11 protein-coding genes and 6 tRNA genes are annotated in these 15938 nt (G+C 28.4%); 16 read left to right on the top strand and 1 reads right to left on the bottom strand.

Annotation, left to right across the window (positions count from 1 at the left end):
* The first annotated feature begins 38 nt into the window (after nucleotides 1–38).
* The 16 genes from MCJ_RS02470 to MCJ_RS02395 all read left to right on the top strand — a co-directional run bounded on the left by MCJ_RS02470 (nucleotide 39) and on the right by MCJ_RS02395 (nucleotide 15254).
* A tRNA-His gene (locus MCJ_RS02470) sits at nucleotides 39–114 on the top strand.
* A gap of 165 nt (nucleotides 115–279) precedes the next feature.
* A complete protein-coding gene (locus MCJ_RS02465) occupies nucleotides 280–1869 on the top strand; it encodes an APC family permease (protein ID WP_012751715.1) in 1590 nt (529 codons plus the stop codon).
* A 150-nt stretch (nucleotides 1870–2019) separates the two neighbouring features.
* A complete protein-coding gene (pheS, locus tag MCJ_RS02460; RefSeq protein WP_012751714.1) occupies nucleotides 2020–2982 on the top strand; it encodes a phenylalanine--tRNA ligase subunit alpha in 963 nt (320 codons plus the stop codon).
* Between the two features lie 7 nt (nucleotides 2983–2989).
* Nucleotides 2990–5152 carry a phenylalanine--tRNA ligase subunit beta gene (locus MCJ_RS02455; RefSeq protein ID WP_012751713.1) on the top strand — a complete coding sequence of 721 codons (2163 nt, stop codon included), beginning with the start codon at nucleotides 2990–2992 and terminating at the stop codon, nucleotides 5150–5152.
* A gap of 65 nt (nucleotides 5153–5217) precedes the next feature.
* A complete protein-coding gene (gene rpmF / locus MCJ_RS02450) occupies nucleotides 5218–5415 on the top strand; it encodes a 50S ribosomal protein L32 (RefSeq protein ID WP_041594534.1) in 198 nt (65 codons plus the stop codon).
* A gap of 69 nt (nucleotides 5416–5484) precedes the next feature.
* Nucleotides 5485–5559: transfer RNA gene (locus tag MCJ_RS02445), tRNA-Asn, on the top strand.
* Nucleotides 5560–5562: 3 nt separating this feature from the next.
* Nucleotides 5563–5638, top strand: a tRNA-Glu gene (locus MCJ_RS02440).
* 7 nt (nucleotides 5639–5645) lie between these two features.
* A tRNA-Val gene (locus tag MCJ_RS02435) sits at nucleotides 5646–5721 on the top strand.
* Between the two features lie 2 nt (nucleotides 5722–5723).
* Nucleotides 5724–5800, top strand: a tRNA-Thr gene (locus MCJ_RS02430).
* A gap of 33 nt (nucleotides 5801–5833) precedes the next feature.
* Nucleotides 5834–5918 (top strand) — tRNA-Leu (locus tag MCJ_RS02425).
* Nucleotides 5919–5988: 70 nt separating this feature from the next.
* A complete protein-coding gene (locus MCJ_RS02420) occupies nucleotides 5989–6849 on the top strand; it encodes a tRNA pseudouridine(55) synthase TruB (RefSeq protein WP_012751712.1) in 861 nt (286 codons plus the stop codon).
* Nucleotides 6836–7648, top strand: a complete 813-nt coding sequence (locus MCJ_RS02415; RefSeq protein ID WP_012751711.1) for a YcsE-related riboflavin metabolism phosphatase — start codon at nucleotides 6836–6838, stop codon at nucleotides 7646–7648. Before MCJ_RS02420 ends, MCJ_RS02415 begins: the two co-directional genes overlap by 14 nt.
* Nucleotides 7641–8483 carry an FAD synthase gene (locus MCJ_RS02410; RefSeq protein WP_012751710.1) on the top strand — a complete coding sequence of 281 codons (843 nt, stop codon included), beginning with the start codon at nucleotides 7641–7643 and terminating at the stop codon, nucleotides 8481–8483. The genes MCJ_RS02415 and MCJ_RS02410 overlap by 8 nt, the downstream gene beginning before the upstream one ends.
* 147 nt (nucleotides 8484–8630) lie before the next feature.
* Nucleotides 8631–11747 (top strand): P97 family adhesin, encoded by a 3117-nt coding sequence (locus tag MCJ_RS02405; RefSeq protein WP_012751709.1) that lies wholly within the window; start codon nucleotides 8631–8633, stop codon nucleotides 11745–11747.
* A gap of 17 nt (nucleotides 11748–11764) precedes the next feature.
* Nucleotides 11765–14815, top strand: coding sequence for a P110/LppT family adhesin N-terminal domain (locus tag MCJ_RS02400; protein ID WP_041594532.1), 3051 nt, complete (start codon nucleotides 11765–11767; stop codon nucleotides 14813–14815).
* A 34-nt stretch (nucleotides 14816–14849) separates the two neighbouring features.
* A complete protein-coding gene (locus MCJ_RS02395) occupies nucleotides 14850–15254 on the top strand; it encodes an LLM class flavin-dependent oxidoreductase (protein WP_041594531.1) in 405 nt (134 codons plus the stop codon).
* A gap of 90 nt (nucleotides 15255–15344) precedes the next feature.
* On the opposite strand, the gene MCJ_RS02390 is transcribed toward MCJ_RS02395, so the two are convergent.
* Complete coding sequence (locus tag MCJ_RS02390) at nucleotides 15345–15851, bottom strand: HNH endonuclease signature motif containing protein (RefSeq protein ID WP_041594530.1); 507 nt, start codon at nucleotides 15849–15851, stop codon at nucleotides 15345–15347.
* Between the last annotated feature and the right edge of the window lie 87 nt (nucleotides 15852–15938).

Here is a 15938-nt window from a genome sequence, read left to right as displayed (position 1 = left end):
AATTTTTAAAAAAAATGTTAAAATATTTATGTTAATTGGCAGATGTGGCGAAGTGGCTAACGCATCGGGTTGTGGTTCCGACATTCGCGGGTTCGATCCCCGTCATCTGCCCCATATCTTTTGAAGACTAAAATTTACAATATCAAAAACTTTTATTATTTTTAATAAAGGTTTTTTTCTTTTCTAATTTAATGTTTTAAAAATTTTTATCAAAAAAAATAAAATTGTGCAATAATTATATAGTTTATTATTATTTAAAAGAAAGGATTTCTACTTATTATGTCTAGTAAGTCTGCCAGAAAACTTGGTTTTTTTGCTGCATCAGCTATGCTAATAGGATCTGTTGTAGGAGTTGGTATCTTCTTTAAAAATGGAAGTATTGCTCGAGCAACAGATTCTAATGGTATTGCGTGATTATTAGCGTGAATAATTGGTGGTATTATCTCCTTATTTGCTGCTATTAATTACTCAGAAATTAGTTTTCTAAAACCTAGCAAACTAAACGGTCTTGCCAGCTGAGCATACCGTATCAAGGGTAAAAAATGAGGTTATTTTATACTTTTCAATTATTCATTTTACTACTTATCAATTTTAGGTTTACTACTATCTATTATTGCCTCAGAGGTAACGATTTACTTTATTTCTGAAGCTTCTGGTAAGTCTATTTCTATACCATTTTATGCTCATTTATTAATTGGTTTAGCTTATTTAGTGTTTTTTGTGGTATTAAACTTTATATCTATTTATACCTCAGGATATATTGCTTTAATCACAACAATACTCAAATTTGTTCCGCTAATTATTTCTTTATTAGCTGGTATTATTCTTCCAAATACTTTCAATGACGGGGGTCAGAGCACTTTTGTAAAAGAATTTATAGCTTCTCACCCTTTTGATTTTAAAAAAGTTGTTATTGCATTGCCAGCGGTTTTGTTTGCTTATGATTCATTTTTATCTGTTGGATCCTTGCATAACAAGGTTAAAAACGCTAACAAACGTGTTCCTTTAATTATTGTTGCTTCAATGATTTTAATTGTTGTTGTTTATACATTAATTGGATTATCTTCAGCACTTCACAATAAAGGAAATATCCTTGATTTAATACGAGATGTATTTCCAAAAGAAGCAGCTAAGGGTATTGGAATTTTTGTTGCACTATTTTTATTAATCTCAACATTAGGGGTAAATAACTCTTTCAATGCTATTTATATTAACCAAATTCGTGATCTAGTTGCATTTAACTCTGTTTTTGGAGCTAAATCATTAAAAGCTAAATTTGGTCAAACTAAAGCAACTATTTTTTACATCATTGCAGTTTTTATTTTCTGAGCAATTATTATTTATGTTCCTTCCCTAGCTGCCTGATTACCAACTAGAGAATCACTAGAAGCTGGAGGGGAATTAGTATATAAACGAGGAAGTGATGTTATTGCTGATTCTATGTCTAACTTCCCTTCACTTATTTTCTTCGGTCTTTACATGGCAATTATGATTGTTTATGCAAATAGACGAAAAACTTTATCTAACCCAAAAACAAGAATAAATGATATTCTCTTTTGAGTATCAAGTATTTTTGCAAATATTATCATTGGTGTTACTATTTTTGCTTTTGTTTATACAATAATTAGTGAGATTGATCTCAAACCATTTGCTCCTTCTTCAGCTGGAATTTTAGCTGACAATGGTTTATATTTAACAAACTCTGGAAACTTTGGAATCTTTATTTTCCAATTGATTATATTTTTATTCTTCCCAATTATTAACTACTATTTAATAAAAAAAGTTGAAAAATATGATCTTTTCAAAGAATTTGATAAATTAGTAGAAATTGATGATAGTAGCGAGATTCAAGAAACCCAAACAATTTAGAACTATTTTATAAAGATAAAAACCTTCAAGATTGAAAATGGAGGTTTTTTATTTTATTATAAATATTTTGTGACTAAAATACTTGTCTAAAAACTTGTAAATTAAGATAATTTTGGTATAATGTTGAAAAAATATAAGGGGTGTAAAATCATGGATGTTAAACAGTTTTTTGCTAATCTAGTTATTAACAACTTAGAAGATTTGAAGTTGGCAAAAAATTCTTTTTTTGGTAAAAATAGCTATTTAGCAGAGTTGCAAAATAAAATTAAAAGTGCGAATCAAGAAGAAAAAAAACAACTTGGCAAACAAATTAGTCAACTAAAAGAAGAAGCTAATTCATTTTTTAGCAATGCCTTGAAACAACTAGAACAAAAAGAGCAAGATTTAAAAATAGCTAATCAATGACTTGATATTTCCTCTTTTAAAAACACTACTTTTGGACAACTACACCCATTAACCCTTATTAGTAATTCTATCCGCAATTGATTTGTAGCAAATGGTTACTATGAAGCAAAAGCAAGTGAAATTGTCAGTGATGAGTATAATTTTACACGCTTAAATATTCCGAAAAACCACCCTGCAAGAGAAATGCATGATAGTTTATATATCAATGCTAATTTACTTTTACGTACTCATAATACTGGTGTTAGTGCTCTTGAGTTGGAAAAAAATAAAAACCTTGCTTTTGGACAATTTACTATTGGTAAAGTTTATCGCAATGATGAAGAAGATGCGACACATTCACATCAATTTCAACAATTAGATTTTGTTGCTGTTGATAATTGTTTATCAATTGCTAATTTAATGGCAACAATTAAATCGCTTTTGAATTATGTTTTTGAACAAGATGTTCAAACACGCTTTCGTCCTTCTTTTTTCCCTTTTACAGAACCATCATTAGAGGTAGATATTTTTTACAATAATCGCTGAATTGAAATTTTAGGTTGTGGAATGCTTCATCCACAAGTTTTAACTTTGGCTGGTTATGATAATAAAATGCGTGGCTTTGCCGGTGGTATTGGTATTGAAAGACTTGCAATGATCAAATATAATATTAGCGACATTCGTGAGTTATATAAAAATGATCTTCGCTTTTTAAAACAATTTAGGTAGGTAAGAAATGATTTTTTCACTAACAAGACTTAAAAAATTAGCTAATTTACAAACTATTGCAGATGAAAAAATTTTTCAAGCTATTAATGATTTAGGTTTCGAAGTTGAATCTACTAAAAAACTAAATCAAGTTAGTGGTATTAAATTTGGGAAGGTTTTGCAGGTCTATCCAAACCCTGATGCCGATAATCTTCAAGTTTGCAAAATTATCTTCAATGATAAGGAAAGAATTATTCAAACCCGAGCTAAAAATGTTGTTGCTGGTAAATATATAATGGCTTTTGTTCCTGGTTCTAAAAGCGGGGATATTACTTTTGCTGCCAAGAAAATGCAAAATATTGTTTCTGAGGGAATGCTAGTCTCCTTAAATGAGCTTGGCTTTGATGAAAATTTGATACCACACGAGCTTCAAGGCGGAATTTTTGTTTTTGATGAAGAAGTCGATTTAAATTCAGACCCACTTGATATTTTTGAACTTGATGACTATTTAGTAGATATTAAAATTCTAACAAACAGATCTGATGCTAATTCATATTTAATTATGGCAAACGAACTAGCTGCCTATTTTGGTCAAAAATACAGCTTACCAGATTTTAAAACTAGTGGTTTTATCTCAGATGTTAAATTTTTAGATAATAATTATGGAAAACTATCAGGTGTTGAAGCAAAAGTTGTTGATAATTTAAAAATTAACGATTTGCTTTTAATACTAAAATCAGGCATTAAAATTTTTTATTCCCCAGTTGATTTAACCAATTTTGTTCTCCTTTATAGTGGTCAACCTTGTCATGTTTATAATAAAAGCGATATTCAAGGAATGCTAAAACTAGAGCTTGTCAATCAAAAAGCTAATATTTTTGGTAACAAAGCCGTCGATGTTATATCCGCTCTTGCTGTCAGAGACGATCACAAAACTTTAAGTTTTGCTGGCATCATTGGTATTGAAGAATTGAAAGTAACAACCAATAAAGATTTAGTTTTTGAGATTGCCAATTTTGATTCATCATTAATTAGACAAAGTATGAAGGAATTAAAAATTCAAAATCAAAGTGCTAATCAATCTTCTAAAAATCTTAGTCAGGGAAGCCAACTTTTAGCTCATATTGTTTTAAATAACTATATCAAGGAGATTTCTCAACCAATTAATTTTGAATATTTGCATCAAGAAAAATTAATCAATTTTAGTAAAACTAAGCTTGAAGAATTTATTGGTCACAAGCTAGATGAGAAAAGATATCAACAAAGCATTACAAACATGCAAATTTTAGGTTTTGTTTATAAAAATGAAGCTTTTATACCACCTTTCTACCGTTATGATGTCAATATTTTTGAAGATTTAGTTGAAGAATTTATGCGCTTTTATGGCTATAATAATATAACTAGTTATCTTCAAGCACAAAAACCTTTTATTGTCAACAAAAATGATTTTATCAGCCAACTAAAATCACAAATTGTTGCCCTAGGTTTTGCAGAAATTAACACATTTACTTTGACAGATAAAAATAGTAACGAGTTTAACCCTTTTGATTTACAAACTACTCAACTTGCTACTTTTTTATCACAAGATCTTATTCAAATTCGCCATTCATTGGCTATTAGTGCTTCAGCAGCTCTTATTTATAATCAAAAAAGAAAAATTAGTTCACTAAGCTTTTTTGAAATTGCGATGATTTCTGAAGAACAACAAAGTTTGGTTTTAGCTTCAACTGAGTTTGACTTTTTTGATATTAAAAATATCTTGTTAAATATTTTTAATCTTGAATTTAAATTTTTAAGAGCACAAAAATATTTACATCCTGGCAAATCTGCATTAATTTACATAGACAAACAATTAGTAGGTTGAATTGGCCAACCACATCCTCAATTTAAATTTGCAGAGGCAACATATTGTGAAATTAATTTAACAATAATAGAAAAGTTATTAAATTATTCTTTTAAATTTAATAATTATAATAATCAATCTTTAGTAATTCGTGATGTAACAATTAGTTTACAAGAAAAACAATCAATTGAATATTTTGTAGAAGAAGTTAAAAAAATACCTGGTTTTTTTGCTATAAATATTAAGGATAGTGCTATAATAAATTCACAACAAAAAGTTACATTCAAAATTACCTTTGAAAGTACTTTTCTAGAAGTTTGAAATAATTTTTTGCAAAAATTTAACTAAAAAACAATATTTATAGTATAATTAAGCAAGTATTGAAACAAAAAACACAAATAAGGAGGTAAATAATGGCGATAGTTCCTAAACGTAAGACTTCTAAACAAAGAAAACACAAAAGAAGAACACATGATTCATTAAGTATGCCAAATATTGTAACATGTTCAAATTGTTCAAATAAAAGGCAACAACACCATGTTTGTGTATTTTGTGGATTTTACAAAGATAAAAAAGTTCTATCATTTAATGCAATAAATGATAGAAAATAAAAAATAAATAAAAAATGTCTTTAAAGTTAATTTTAGTGTATAATAATATATTGCAATTAACTTTATTATGCCGATTTAGCTCAGCGGTAGAGCAGCTGGCTGTTAACCAGTTGGTCGCAGGTTCGATCCCCGCAATCGGCGCCATTTGGCCCGTTGGTGAAGCGGTTAACACACATGGTTTTCATCCATGGATTCACGGGTTCGATCCCCGTACGGGTCACCAGTTTTTAGGAAGATTAGCTCAGTTGGGAGAGCAACGCCCTTACAAGGCGAAGGTCGGGGGTTCGAGCCCCTCATCTTCCACCATTGCCACCTTAGCTCAGTTCGGCAGAGCAGTCGCCTTGTAAGCGAAAGGTCGTAGGTTCGATTCCTATAGGTGGCACCATTATTGGTATTTTTAGTTTAAATTTTATTGTGCGCGCGAGTGGTGAAATTGGCAGACACGCTAGATTTAGGCTCTAGTGCTTTACGGCGTAAGGGTTCAAGTCCCTTCTTGCGCACCACAATATAGATATTATTAGATATTAATCAACTAGAAAGTTGATTTTTTTTTTTTTTTAAAAGGAGGTTTTTATGATTAAGCTTTTGTATAAGCCAAGTGGTATTAGCTCTTTTAAATTTATTACTAGATTTGCTAAAGATAATAAGATACAAAAAATAGGTCACACAGGGACATTAGATCCACTTGCTCGTGGTTTGATGTTAATTGCTACTGATGATGATACCAAATTAATTGAATATATAGACAAAGGTGAAAAAGAATATATAGCTGATTTTTATTTTGGTAAAATTTCAACTACTTATGATATTGAAGGTCAAATAAGCAATTATTTGGGCGCTAAAAAAGTTGATAAAGAAGCTTTATTATTAGCTTTAGCTAATCTAGCAGTAATCCAAGTACAAAAACCCCCGATTTTCTCTGCTAAAAAGCTCAATGGTGTTAGAGCATATTCGCTTGCACAACAACAAAAAAATATTGAATTAAAAGATATCCCAATTAAAATTTTTGATTGAGAACTCCTTGATTTTGATTACCAAAATCAAAGTGGAAAAGTTCGCTGAGTAGTCTCGAGAGGAACCTACATTAGATCACTAATTCATGATTTAGGTTTTATGCTTAAAAGTGGTGCTATTATGTCAGGTCTTGAGCGGACAAAAATTGCGCATTTGGATAAAACTTTTTTAGATTTAGAAATAAATCCAATTAATTTAATTAACAAGGAAATAGTAAAAATTAATTTTTCTGAACTAAAAAAAATTTTTCAAGGATATAAAATACCTTTTTTTACATCTTCAGGTGAAAAAATTATTATTTATGATGGTAAAATTATAGGAATTGGTGCAATTGCTAATAATGTTTTATTTTCATCGAAACTTTTTGGAAATAAAATTAAGAAAATAATATATGATGTGGAGCACAATGAAAAAAATTAGATTTGTAGCAACAGATATTGATGATACTATTCTTCCTTATGGAAAGTACGAATTATCAGATAATATCAAAAAAATGTTTATCAAACTAAGAGATAAAAAAATTGTTACTTCTTTAGTTACTGGTAGGGATTTTGTGACAATAGGGCAAATGATTAAAACCGAAAATGTTGATTATTTTATTGGGGCTAACGGCGCCTTTATTTATGATATGAAGTTAAAAAAAATGATTTATGAAAAGTTCATAAATCATAGTGATCTTCAAAAAATTATTGATTTTTTTGAACAAAAACGAACTAAATATGTTGTTATGGATGACAACTTTATTTATCATCCACAATATGATTCAAAACATCAAGGTTTTTTGCGCAATTATCAAGATAGAATGAAATTAATTTCTGAATATACTTTTTCTAGCAATGTTCACATATTTACAGTAATTGATGATTTTGCAGAAAAAAGTCCATTACAATTTGAATTTGAAGAATTTATTAAAAACAACAACTTAGATGTCCATGTGAGTTCGCGTTGATCATGAGGTTTTTTTGTAGCACCTAAAAACGTTAATAAATTTGTCACTCTTAAATATTTAGCATCACAAAAAGGTATCTCAACTGAAGAAATAATTGCCTTTGGTGATAGTAGAAATGATGTAGAAATGATAGCAAATGTCGGCTTGGGTGTTGCCATGGACAACGCAATTGAAGAATTAAAAGCAGTTGCTAAAGATATTGCATTAGATGTCAATGAAGATGGAGTTTACTATAAATTGGTTGATTTAAAAATTATTGAAGATGACTAAAATTTTCACCTTTCCTTTAAAAAACCATCGTTTTGAGGATGCAACTTTTGTTCTTGGAGCTTTTGAATCATTCCATCAAGGTCATTTATCATTAATAAATCAAGCACCTAAAAATAACAAAACAATAGTTTTAGTTATTTTTTCCAATCCTCAAGACTTACCAAAAAATCGAGGAAAAATTTTTTCAAATCTCAACGCTCGTTTACAGACAATAGCTAATAATGGCATAAAAAATATTTTGATGCTCAAGTTTGATGATTATCTTGCTAACCTTAGTGGGAACAAATTTATAAGCGAGTTGATAAATCTAGGGGCTTCAGGCTTTATTGTTGGTAAAAATTATCGCTTTGGTAAAATGGGATCTTGAGATGCAAAGCGTTTAAAAGAAGTATTTAATAATACTCATATTATTGACTTTTATAGAATTGAGCAAAATATAAAATTATCAACAACATTATTGAAAAACTATCTTCTTTTTGGTCAATTTGAGCAATTAAACAAATATTTGTCCTCAAATTACTTAATCGAAATTTCATGTAATGAAGAATTTTACTTTATTTGAGATGAAAATGTAATTAAGCCTAATAGTGGTGTTTACATTATTTATTTTGTTGATCAAAAAGGAAAACAAAAATATCCAGGAATTTTACATATTAATTTCAGTGAAGAAGAAAAAGAGCAATTATTCTTATTTTGTCAACCAGATTTTCATGTTGGTTTCCTTGAAATTGTCAAAGAAATTAGACATATTAGCTCAAACAGGTTCAATATAATTGGCCAACAAGATAAAGAAATTGCAACAAATTATTTTATTAGACAACAAAACAATAGTTAGCAAATTATTGTTTTTTTCATTTTTTTGATGCTGATTTTTTTTGGTATAAATTTGATTTACATAGTAAATTTATACCAAAATGTTTTTTTTTTTTTTTTTCATCATATAATTATCTTCACAAAAGTTTTTTTAAATTTTAATATTTTAATGAAAGGTAATCAAACTGATTTTTCTATGAAAAAGTATAATAGAAAATTCGTTGTTGGTATAAGCGCGGCTGCAATAAGTATTTCTACTTTCGCTTTAGTAGTTGGTTTATCAACATTAGCTAAATATAACGGTGATGATCCACAAAAAGAAGTAAGAGCAGTTGCTTCGAAAGTCGCAAATGTTACTTTTGATTCAAATAGTTTTTCAATTGATTCTAATTATGACAATTTAAAAGCTAAATTATTTGATCAATCAAACAACTTAAAAGAAGATGTTAATTTAAACGAACTAATTAAGTTTTACTCTAAATCACAAAATGAAGAATTAAGTCTAATCAATTATGACACAAATGATTTGAGCAAACCTCATTTTGTCATTAAAGATTTATCCGCAAACGATAGTGAGAAAAACTTTGAACTAAAATACGCTGTTGAGCAAAAATTTGACAATGGAAGGATAGCAAGCTCTGATATTTATAAAACCACAATTTTTGTTGCTGATTTTTCACAAATATATTTTAATGACTTTTCAGCAAAAGTTTTTACTAGTTTATCAAGTTTAAATCCAAATAGCATCTCTCAATTTGACAAAACAAAAAAAGAGAATAAGTTTCCAGCTCTGCTTCGGGCACAAGATTTTTATGTCGACATAAATGACAATAGCAAAAATGCTAGCCAAGCACTTGCACAAGTTAAAAAATATTTTACTAATTTTGATACTATTTTTTCTAGTTTGCAAGACGATTCACTTAACAAACTAGGTGATGGAACAAACATTTATGATTTTGAGCTATACAAAAATCCAGCTACAAGTCAATATGTAGATTTGATTAATGGTGAGCCTACCATTTATGTAAAAATTCAATATAGTGATGCTGCTAAATCCAAATTAAGTAATATTGATACATCAAAATTTAAAATTGAAGCTATTAAATTAACTAAAAATCAAAGTAATAATCAAGCTTATTTTGCTGCAGATCAAACATTTCAACAAATCAATTTGGCGAATTTGGTAAGCCAAAATTTTAAATCTGCTGAAACAGCACAGACAACACAAGCCGATGATATTGCACAGTTATCGGCTTATGATTTTTTAAACAAAGTTAATATTATTGCATCAACTAAAGATTCTCAAAATCCTCTTAAAATCAAAGATTATTTAAATTCCTTGTTAGCAAAACCACTAGATTTTGATTATGGAGAAACACTTACTCCTTTTGTAAAAGCTGGTATGACAATTGAAGGTCTAGATTACAGTTTTGATGGCAGTCAAGCAAAAGTTGTTGTCAAAGATGACCAACATGTAGTCGAAATTCCAGCAACTATAAGTGCAACAGGAGCATTTTATGGTGATCAATTTAACAAAAATAAAATAGTAAAATCAAAACAAGTAACTTTTAATATCAGCGGCTTTAAAGCAGAAAAACTTGAAAAAGCTGCCACAAAGGCAGAACCAGTAATTGCTGATTTAACAAAACAGTATTACTATAATTTAGATCCACTTCCATTTTTTACTTCTCAAGCAAATCTTTTACAAGAAAAAGAACTTTTTGGAATTTTTAAAGACTCACCAAACAAACGACTTACAGTTGAAGAATTTGATAAACTATTAAAAGAGAAAAATTATACTAAATTAAAAGATATAATCTCAAATCCAGTTCTTTATGCTTACAATTTCGATAACACTGATTATAAAGTTGGTGCTTGAACAGGAGATGTTGATTTTCCAAGTAGTCAAGATTTTCAAGATAATTTTACAGTTGATACAAGCTCATATGCTCGTCAATATGGAGTTGCATCACTAAATAGTGGTAAGTTTTTCCACAATCCTTCTGCTGTTGCAGCATTTTATGCACATCTTGTAAAACAAGGTAAAAAGGCAGTTGTTAGCAAATTATTAGAAATTGTTAAAGCTTTAAAATTAGTAGATAAATTTGAAAAAATTGATTTATCTGATCCAAATAAAATTTTAGAAAATGCTAAAAAAATTAAGCTAAGCCCTACTTTAAGCAAAGAAATTTATGAAATATCTTTTAATAGTCAATACTTAAATATCTTGAATCAAGGTTATTTTTCAACACTATTTTTACCACATGATTTTGATTCAAAAAATTTAGATTTTGCATCCAAAATTGATTTAAAAACTTTAGATCAAACTTTAACTGACAAGGATATTCAAGGTCAATACTTTAATAAATTTATTGATAGCAATGGTAGATTAACTGTTAGTGATAGTAGTAAAACAGATCAAAACAGATTTAAATTAGTAACTGAGAAATCTACTATAAATGTAGATAATCAAGGTAAAGAAATTTTTGGTAATATTAAAAACACACAAGAAAATATTAAAATTTTTGAAAAATTTAAGAAGTTAGAAACCTTTGAAGATGTCATTTTAGCTTTTTACTACAAAGCACAACAATTGCAATATTTCCAAGCATTTAGCAAAATTGATAGTAAATTAAGCTCAGAAATTATCTTTGAAGAAGATAAAAGCTTTAGTTCTGAAACATATTTTGCAAATAAACCGAGAATTGAAATAAAAAATGACAAAGGTGAGACCCAAAAATCAAAAGCTATAAAGCTTGATTATTATTACCGAATTGGTTACAAAAATGCTGACAATCTTATTGATAAGGCAGAATTTACTACTCCAAAACAAAGTATAATTCTTCACTTAGTAGATGAACAAGCTAATCCAGATCAATCTATTATTAATCAACTTGACCAGGCAATTATTAGCATTCCTAGCGAATTTAGAAATGTAACACTGTCTGAAGAAGATTATGAAGGATTAGAGAAAAAATTAGATCCAAGTTTTGATAAGAGCAAACCTTTAAATCCAAGTGATTTTGGAAAATACACCGATGTTGAAAAATTAAGTGCGCTTGGAGCACGTGGTAATGATTTAATCAAATTTTTCAAAACTAATTATCCACAATTTCAAGTTTTAGTTTTCCAATTGGTTGAGCCTGATAGATTTAACTTTAATAAAAAATCATTAACTATTTTTCTAGCTTCTCCAAAAAGCAAAACAAGTTCAGCACCTGATCTTATTTTTTCAAGCTTGTCTTTTAAAATTTTAATAAGCAAAGATGAGAGCAAAAAAGCCTAATGAACAAAGGATGAAAAATGAAATTTAATTTAAAAAGTACAAAAACTTTAGTTGGTTTAATAGCGCTTTCTACTGCTCTTTTAACAATGATTGTTGCAATACCTGTTGGACGTAGCTACTATCAAAAATCATATGATAGCAAATTTAATAGGAATCTTGGTCCCCAAAAAACCATTGAATTGGCTAACAATCTCAAAATTAGCTATGATAAATTTAAACAAGAAATTGATGATCTAAAATTTAAAGATAATTTTCATCTTTTATCAGCCGAGACTGCTCTAAGTCTTCACAATGATAAATTACAAGATTTTTCACTGCTTTCAGCTTTTGATTTTTCATCACTAACTAGCAAAGGTTTTAGTCTTGCAATTGATACATCACAGGCTAGTTTGTCAACAAATGCAATTGAAAATGTCATTATTCATGCTTATAATAAGCAAGAGAAACTCAATTATAGTTATAAAACTAATTTGAAAAATTTTGCTGCTAATAGTAGTCAAAGTGCAACAACTTTTGATATTAGTAGTAACTCAACTATCAAAGCCGAAATTAAAGGTTTTGTCTTACCTAGTGACTACAAAGAATTATTAGAAGCAGAATTTACTAAAAATTATTCAGAGCTCAAAAATGTTAGTTTAGCATTTAGTAAAACACTTTTTCAACTCAATGCACATTTTAATTTACTGGACCAAATTGGCTTACCAACAGTTTTAAATCCAGGTTTCCAATTAGTACCAGTTACTCAAGGTGTTGTGGCAACTCAAACTCAAACACAACAAACACCTCAAATTAAATTTGTAAAATCTAATGATGAAACAGGTGAGTTAATCATTGAATTCCAACTTGTTGATGGTCAACAAAAAGTTGTAAAAACCTTGAATTTAAAAGTTGAAAATTTAACTAATAAACAAGCAATTGGAGACAATATTGCCAAACAGTTTAATAGTCTATTTCAAGATCACTTTAGAATTAAGCAAGATCTTCTAGAAGCACTTAAAAAAGATAACACTACTTTTATTGATTATATAGTAGCTAGTCAAAGTAGTAATGCTTCAGAATTGAGCACTAAATTCTCAAATGTTAATGCTGAAATTGAAAAAATGGTTGATATACCTGAGGAAAAACCTTATTTTTCATTTTCAAAATCAGATTCTAAATCATCAGAATTATTTAAATATTTTGATAAACCTTTTGTTGACAATCGTGCTTTATCAATTAAGATAAATAATCAAAAATTTGAAATTAAAAATATTACTTTTGATCCAAGTATCAAAGATAGACTAGCAGAATTAAAAGCCAAAGGTGCAATTAGTCTTAATTTTAGTTTAAAAACTAATGAAGGAAAAACTAAAATTAAAACCGATTATAGTATAGATGTCAAAATTGCAAACAACACTTATGAAGAGAAATTGTTTAGTGCTCTTGGTCAACAAAAGACTAACTTTAGTTTACCACAAGACAAAAATCAAGCTTTAGTTTTCCAATCAAGTGTTAAAAAAGCACTGCAAAATCTCATTGATAGTTTGAAATTGACAACTTTAAGCGCAGAGCAAATTAGTTCACTAATCAAAGATAGCTATTTATTAAACAACGGAAGTCAAATTACTTCTCAAGAGAGCCAAAAATTAATTGAAGAATCTAAAAAATTAACAAATATTAATCTTGAAAAATTAACTACAATTTTTCCAGAAGGCTCAATTTCTCGACAAATAGTTAATTTATTGACAAAAGCAAATACTGCTAAATTGTTTGCAGATGAGCAAATTAGTTTAAAACTAGAAGTAATAGATTATTCATTTAATGCGCCAGCTATTCAAATAAGTGCGCACAAAGATGGCAAAATGGTTGCAAATGCTCATTTAATTATTAATAATGTTGCTCCTGATAATCTAGCATACAATGTTGCTCAACAATATAATGTTGACTTTTTCCTAGACGGCAGAAGTGGAATTGTTGATAAAACTAAAGATACAATGTCCAACATTGATATTCGCGGAGTCAACCGTGGTGATCTTGAATTTAATATTGATGATGCACAAGTAACAAAACGTGGTTTAGTACTTTCTAAAAAAATTGATCTTGATCAATTTAGTGCCATTGATCCTTTTGCTAAGTTAAAAGCGGCTTCAACACAAAGTGATGATATGCAAAAAGAAAAGGAAGCTGCTAGCAAATTATATACAAAAACACAGTCCAAATCTCCTTTAACACTTGATACAGGAGTTGCTTATTTAGCTTTTAGTTTGAATAAATTAAAAGATTATAAAAAATATTATCTTTTAAGTGATGCTACTGGTACCAATGGAATCTTTATTCAAAGAGTGGATAAATTGCAAGCAAATGCTAAACAATCTACAATGGAAGGCAAAGAAATTGCTACCAAAAATAATGGTGTTTCTTATGTTATTGGTGTTGATACAACACTGAAAAATCAAAAAACATCAAAAGCACTTATTATTTCAGGCCCTTTATATGAAGAAGTTAAAAAACACCTCAACGGTGATAACACACAGGCATATTTTAATTTGCTTGATAATAAAGGTAATAATAAAAAATCTCCTTCACTTAATTTAAATAATACTAAAGAAGATATTTTAACTAGAGCATTTAGTGGAAACAATACTACCACTTCTATAGAAGTTGATTCAAATTTATTTCTACAATCGTTAAATCAAAAAGATCCTTCAAGTCATAATGGAGGTTTACGTGATAATGAGATATTGTTGATTTCAATTGTAAAAACTAAAGCAAGTATTGAACTTTCACTACAAACTAGCAATTCATATGATTCACGAAGTAATACTATAGAATCATCACTTTCACAAATTAAACTTAGCTTTGACTTAGTATCTCCTCATTCACCTAAGATGCAAAATCTAACTGACTTTCAATTAGAAAACTCATTGAATTGAAATAAATTAGGTTTTGATGCAGAAACTAATGATTCTGAAACCAAATTTATTCTCAAAGGTTTTGCAATATTCAATGATCCAAGATTAGTTGCAAATAAATTGGCAAACAAAAATATTAGAAAAGCTTTTGTAGATACCTATTTAATTAAAAAATAATTTATGAAAAACGTACATTTTTAAACAAATAATTATGTACGTTTTTTTATTTAGTAATAATTTACTAAGCAAAAATTTGGACTATACTTCAACTATTAATTACAGTTATGAGTATGCTAAATTAGCTGAAAAGTTAAATTATCACTCAATTTGATTAACACAACACCATAGTTTACTCTCACTTTTAATTAGTCAACCTGCAATGAAAACTTTGCATATTTTAGCTAAGACATCAAAATTAAAAGTGGGAATTGCCGGAAATTTTCATGTTGGTTTCCTTGAAATTGTCAAAGAAATTAGACATATTAGCTCAAACAGGTTTAATATAATTGGCCAACAAGATAAAAAAATTGCAACAAATTATTCTATTAAACAAAAAACAATAGTTAGCAAATTATTGTTTTTTCTCATTTTTTTGAGGCTGATTTTTTTGGTGTAAATTTGATTTTCATAGCAAATTTATGAGAGCATTCAAAGAAATGGGGTCTTAAATCCTAGATCTTTGAAAACTGAATATCGCTAAAAACCTCTATTTAAATCTAGAGGCAAAATATTCGGAGATAAAAGAACCATCAAAGTTGTACACAAAATTTAAACTTAAAAATTTTTTCATTTTGAAAAAGTTAGTTAGCATTTCAATAATGGATCATATGTTATTTAAGGTTAACGGGCTATCCGCAGCTATTTTAAAAGTATATTGATCTCAAGGATATCAGCTAAAATAAGTGTGGGCACTAGTAGCAAAAAATTCTGAATTAATTAAAAACCCATCTTTGTCTAACAGAATTTCAATTAAGGTATTTGTTCTTTTATATTTTGATAAGTATTTAAAAGCTGATGTTTTTGAGCTGTGGCATTTAATACATAATACTTGTAAATTATTACGATCATAAAAAAGTTGTTCATCACCTTTATGTTCTATAATGTGGTCAACCTGTAAATTAAAGGTATTTTGACATTTAGAACAAAAAGGATGTTCTGAAATGATTTCATTTCTTAATAATTTTCAGTATTTAGTAGTGTATAGTTTGTCCATTCTTTATCTCCTTATCGACAAAAGTTTCCTAACCTCCCACTTATTATATAATTTTTTAAAAAGGCGTGTGTTTTAAAAAGTTATAAG

Origin of the sequence: Mesomycoplasma conjunctivae (assembly GCF_000026765.1) — a bacterium.
GTDB classification, from domain to species: Bacteria; Bacillota_I; Bacilli_A; order Mycoplasmatales; family Metamycoplasmataceae; genus Mesomycoplasma; species Mesomycoplasma conjunctivae.
This window is presented reverse-complemented; position numbering and strand designations above follow the sequence as displayed.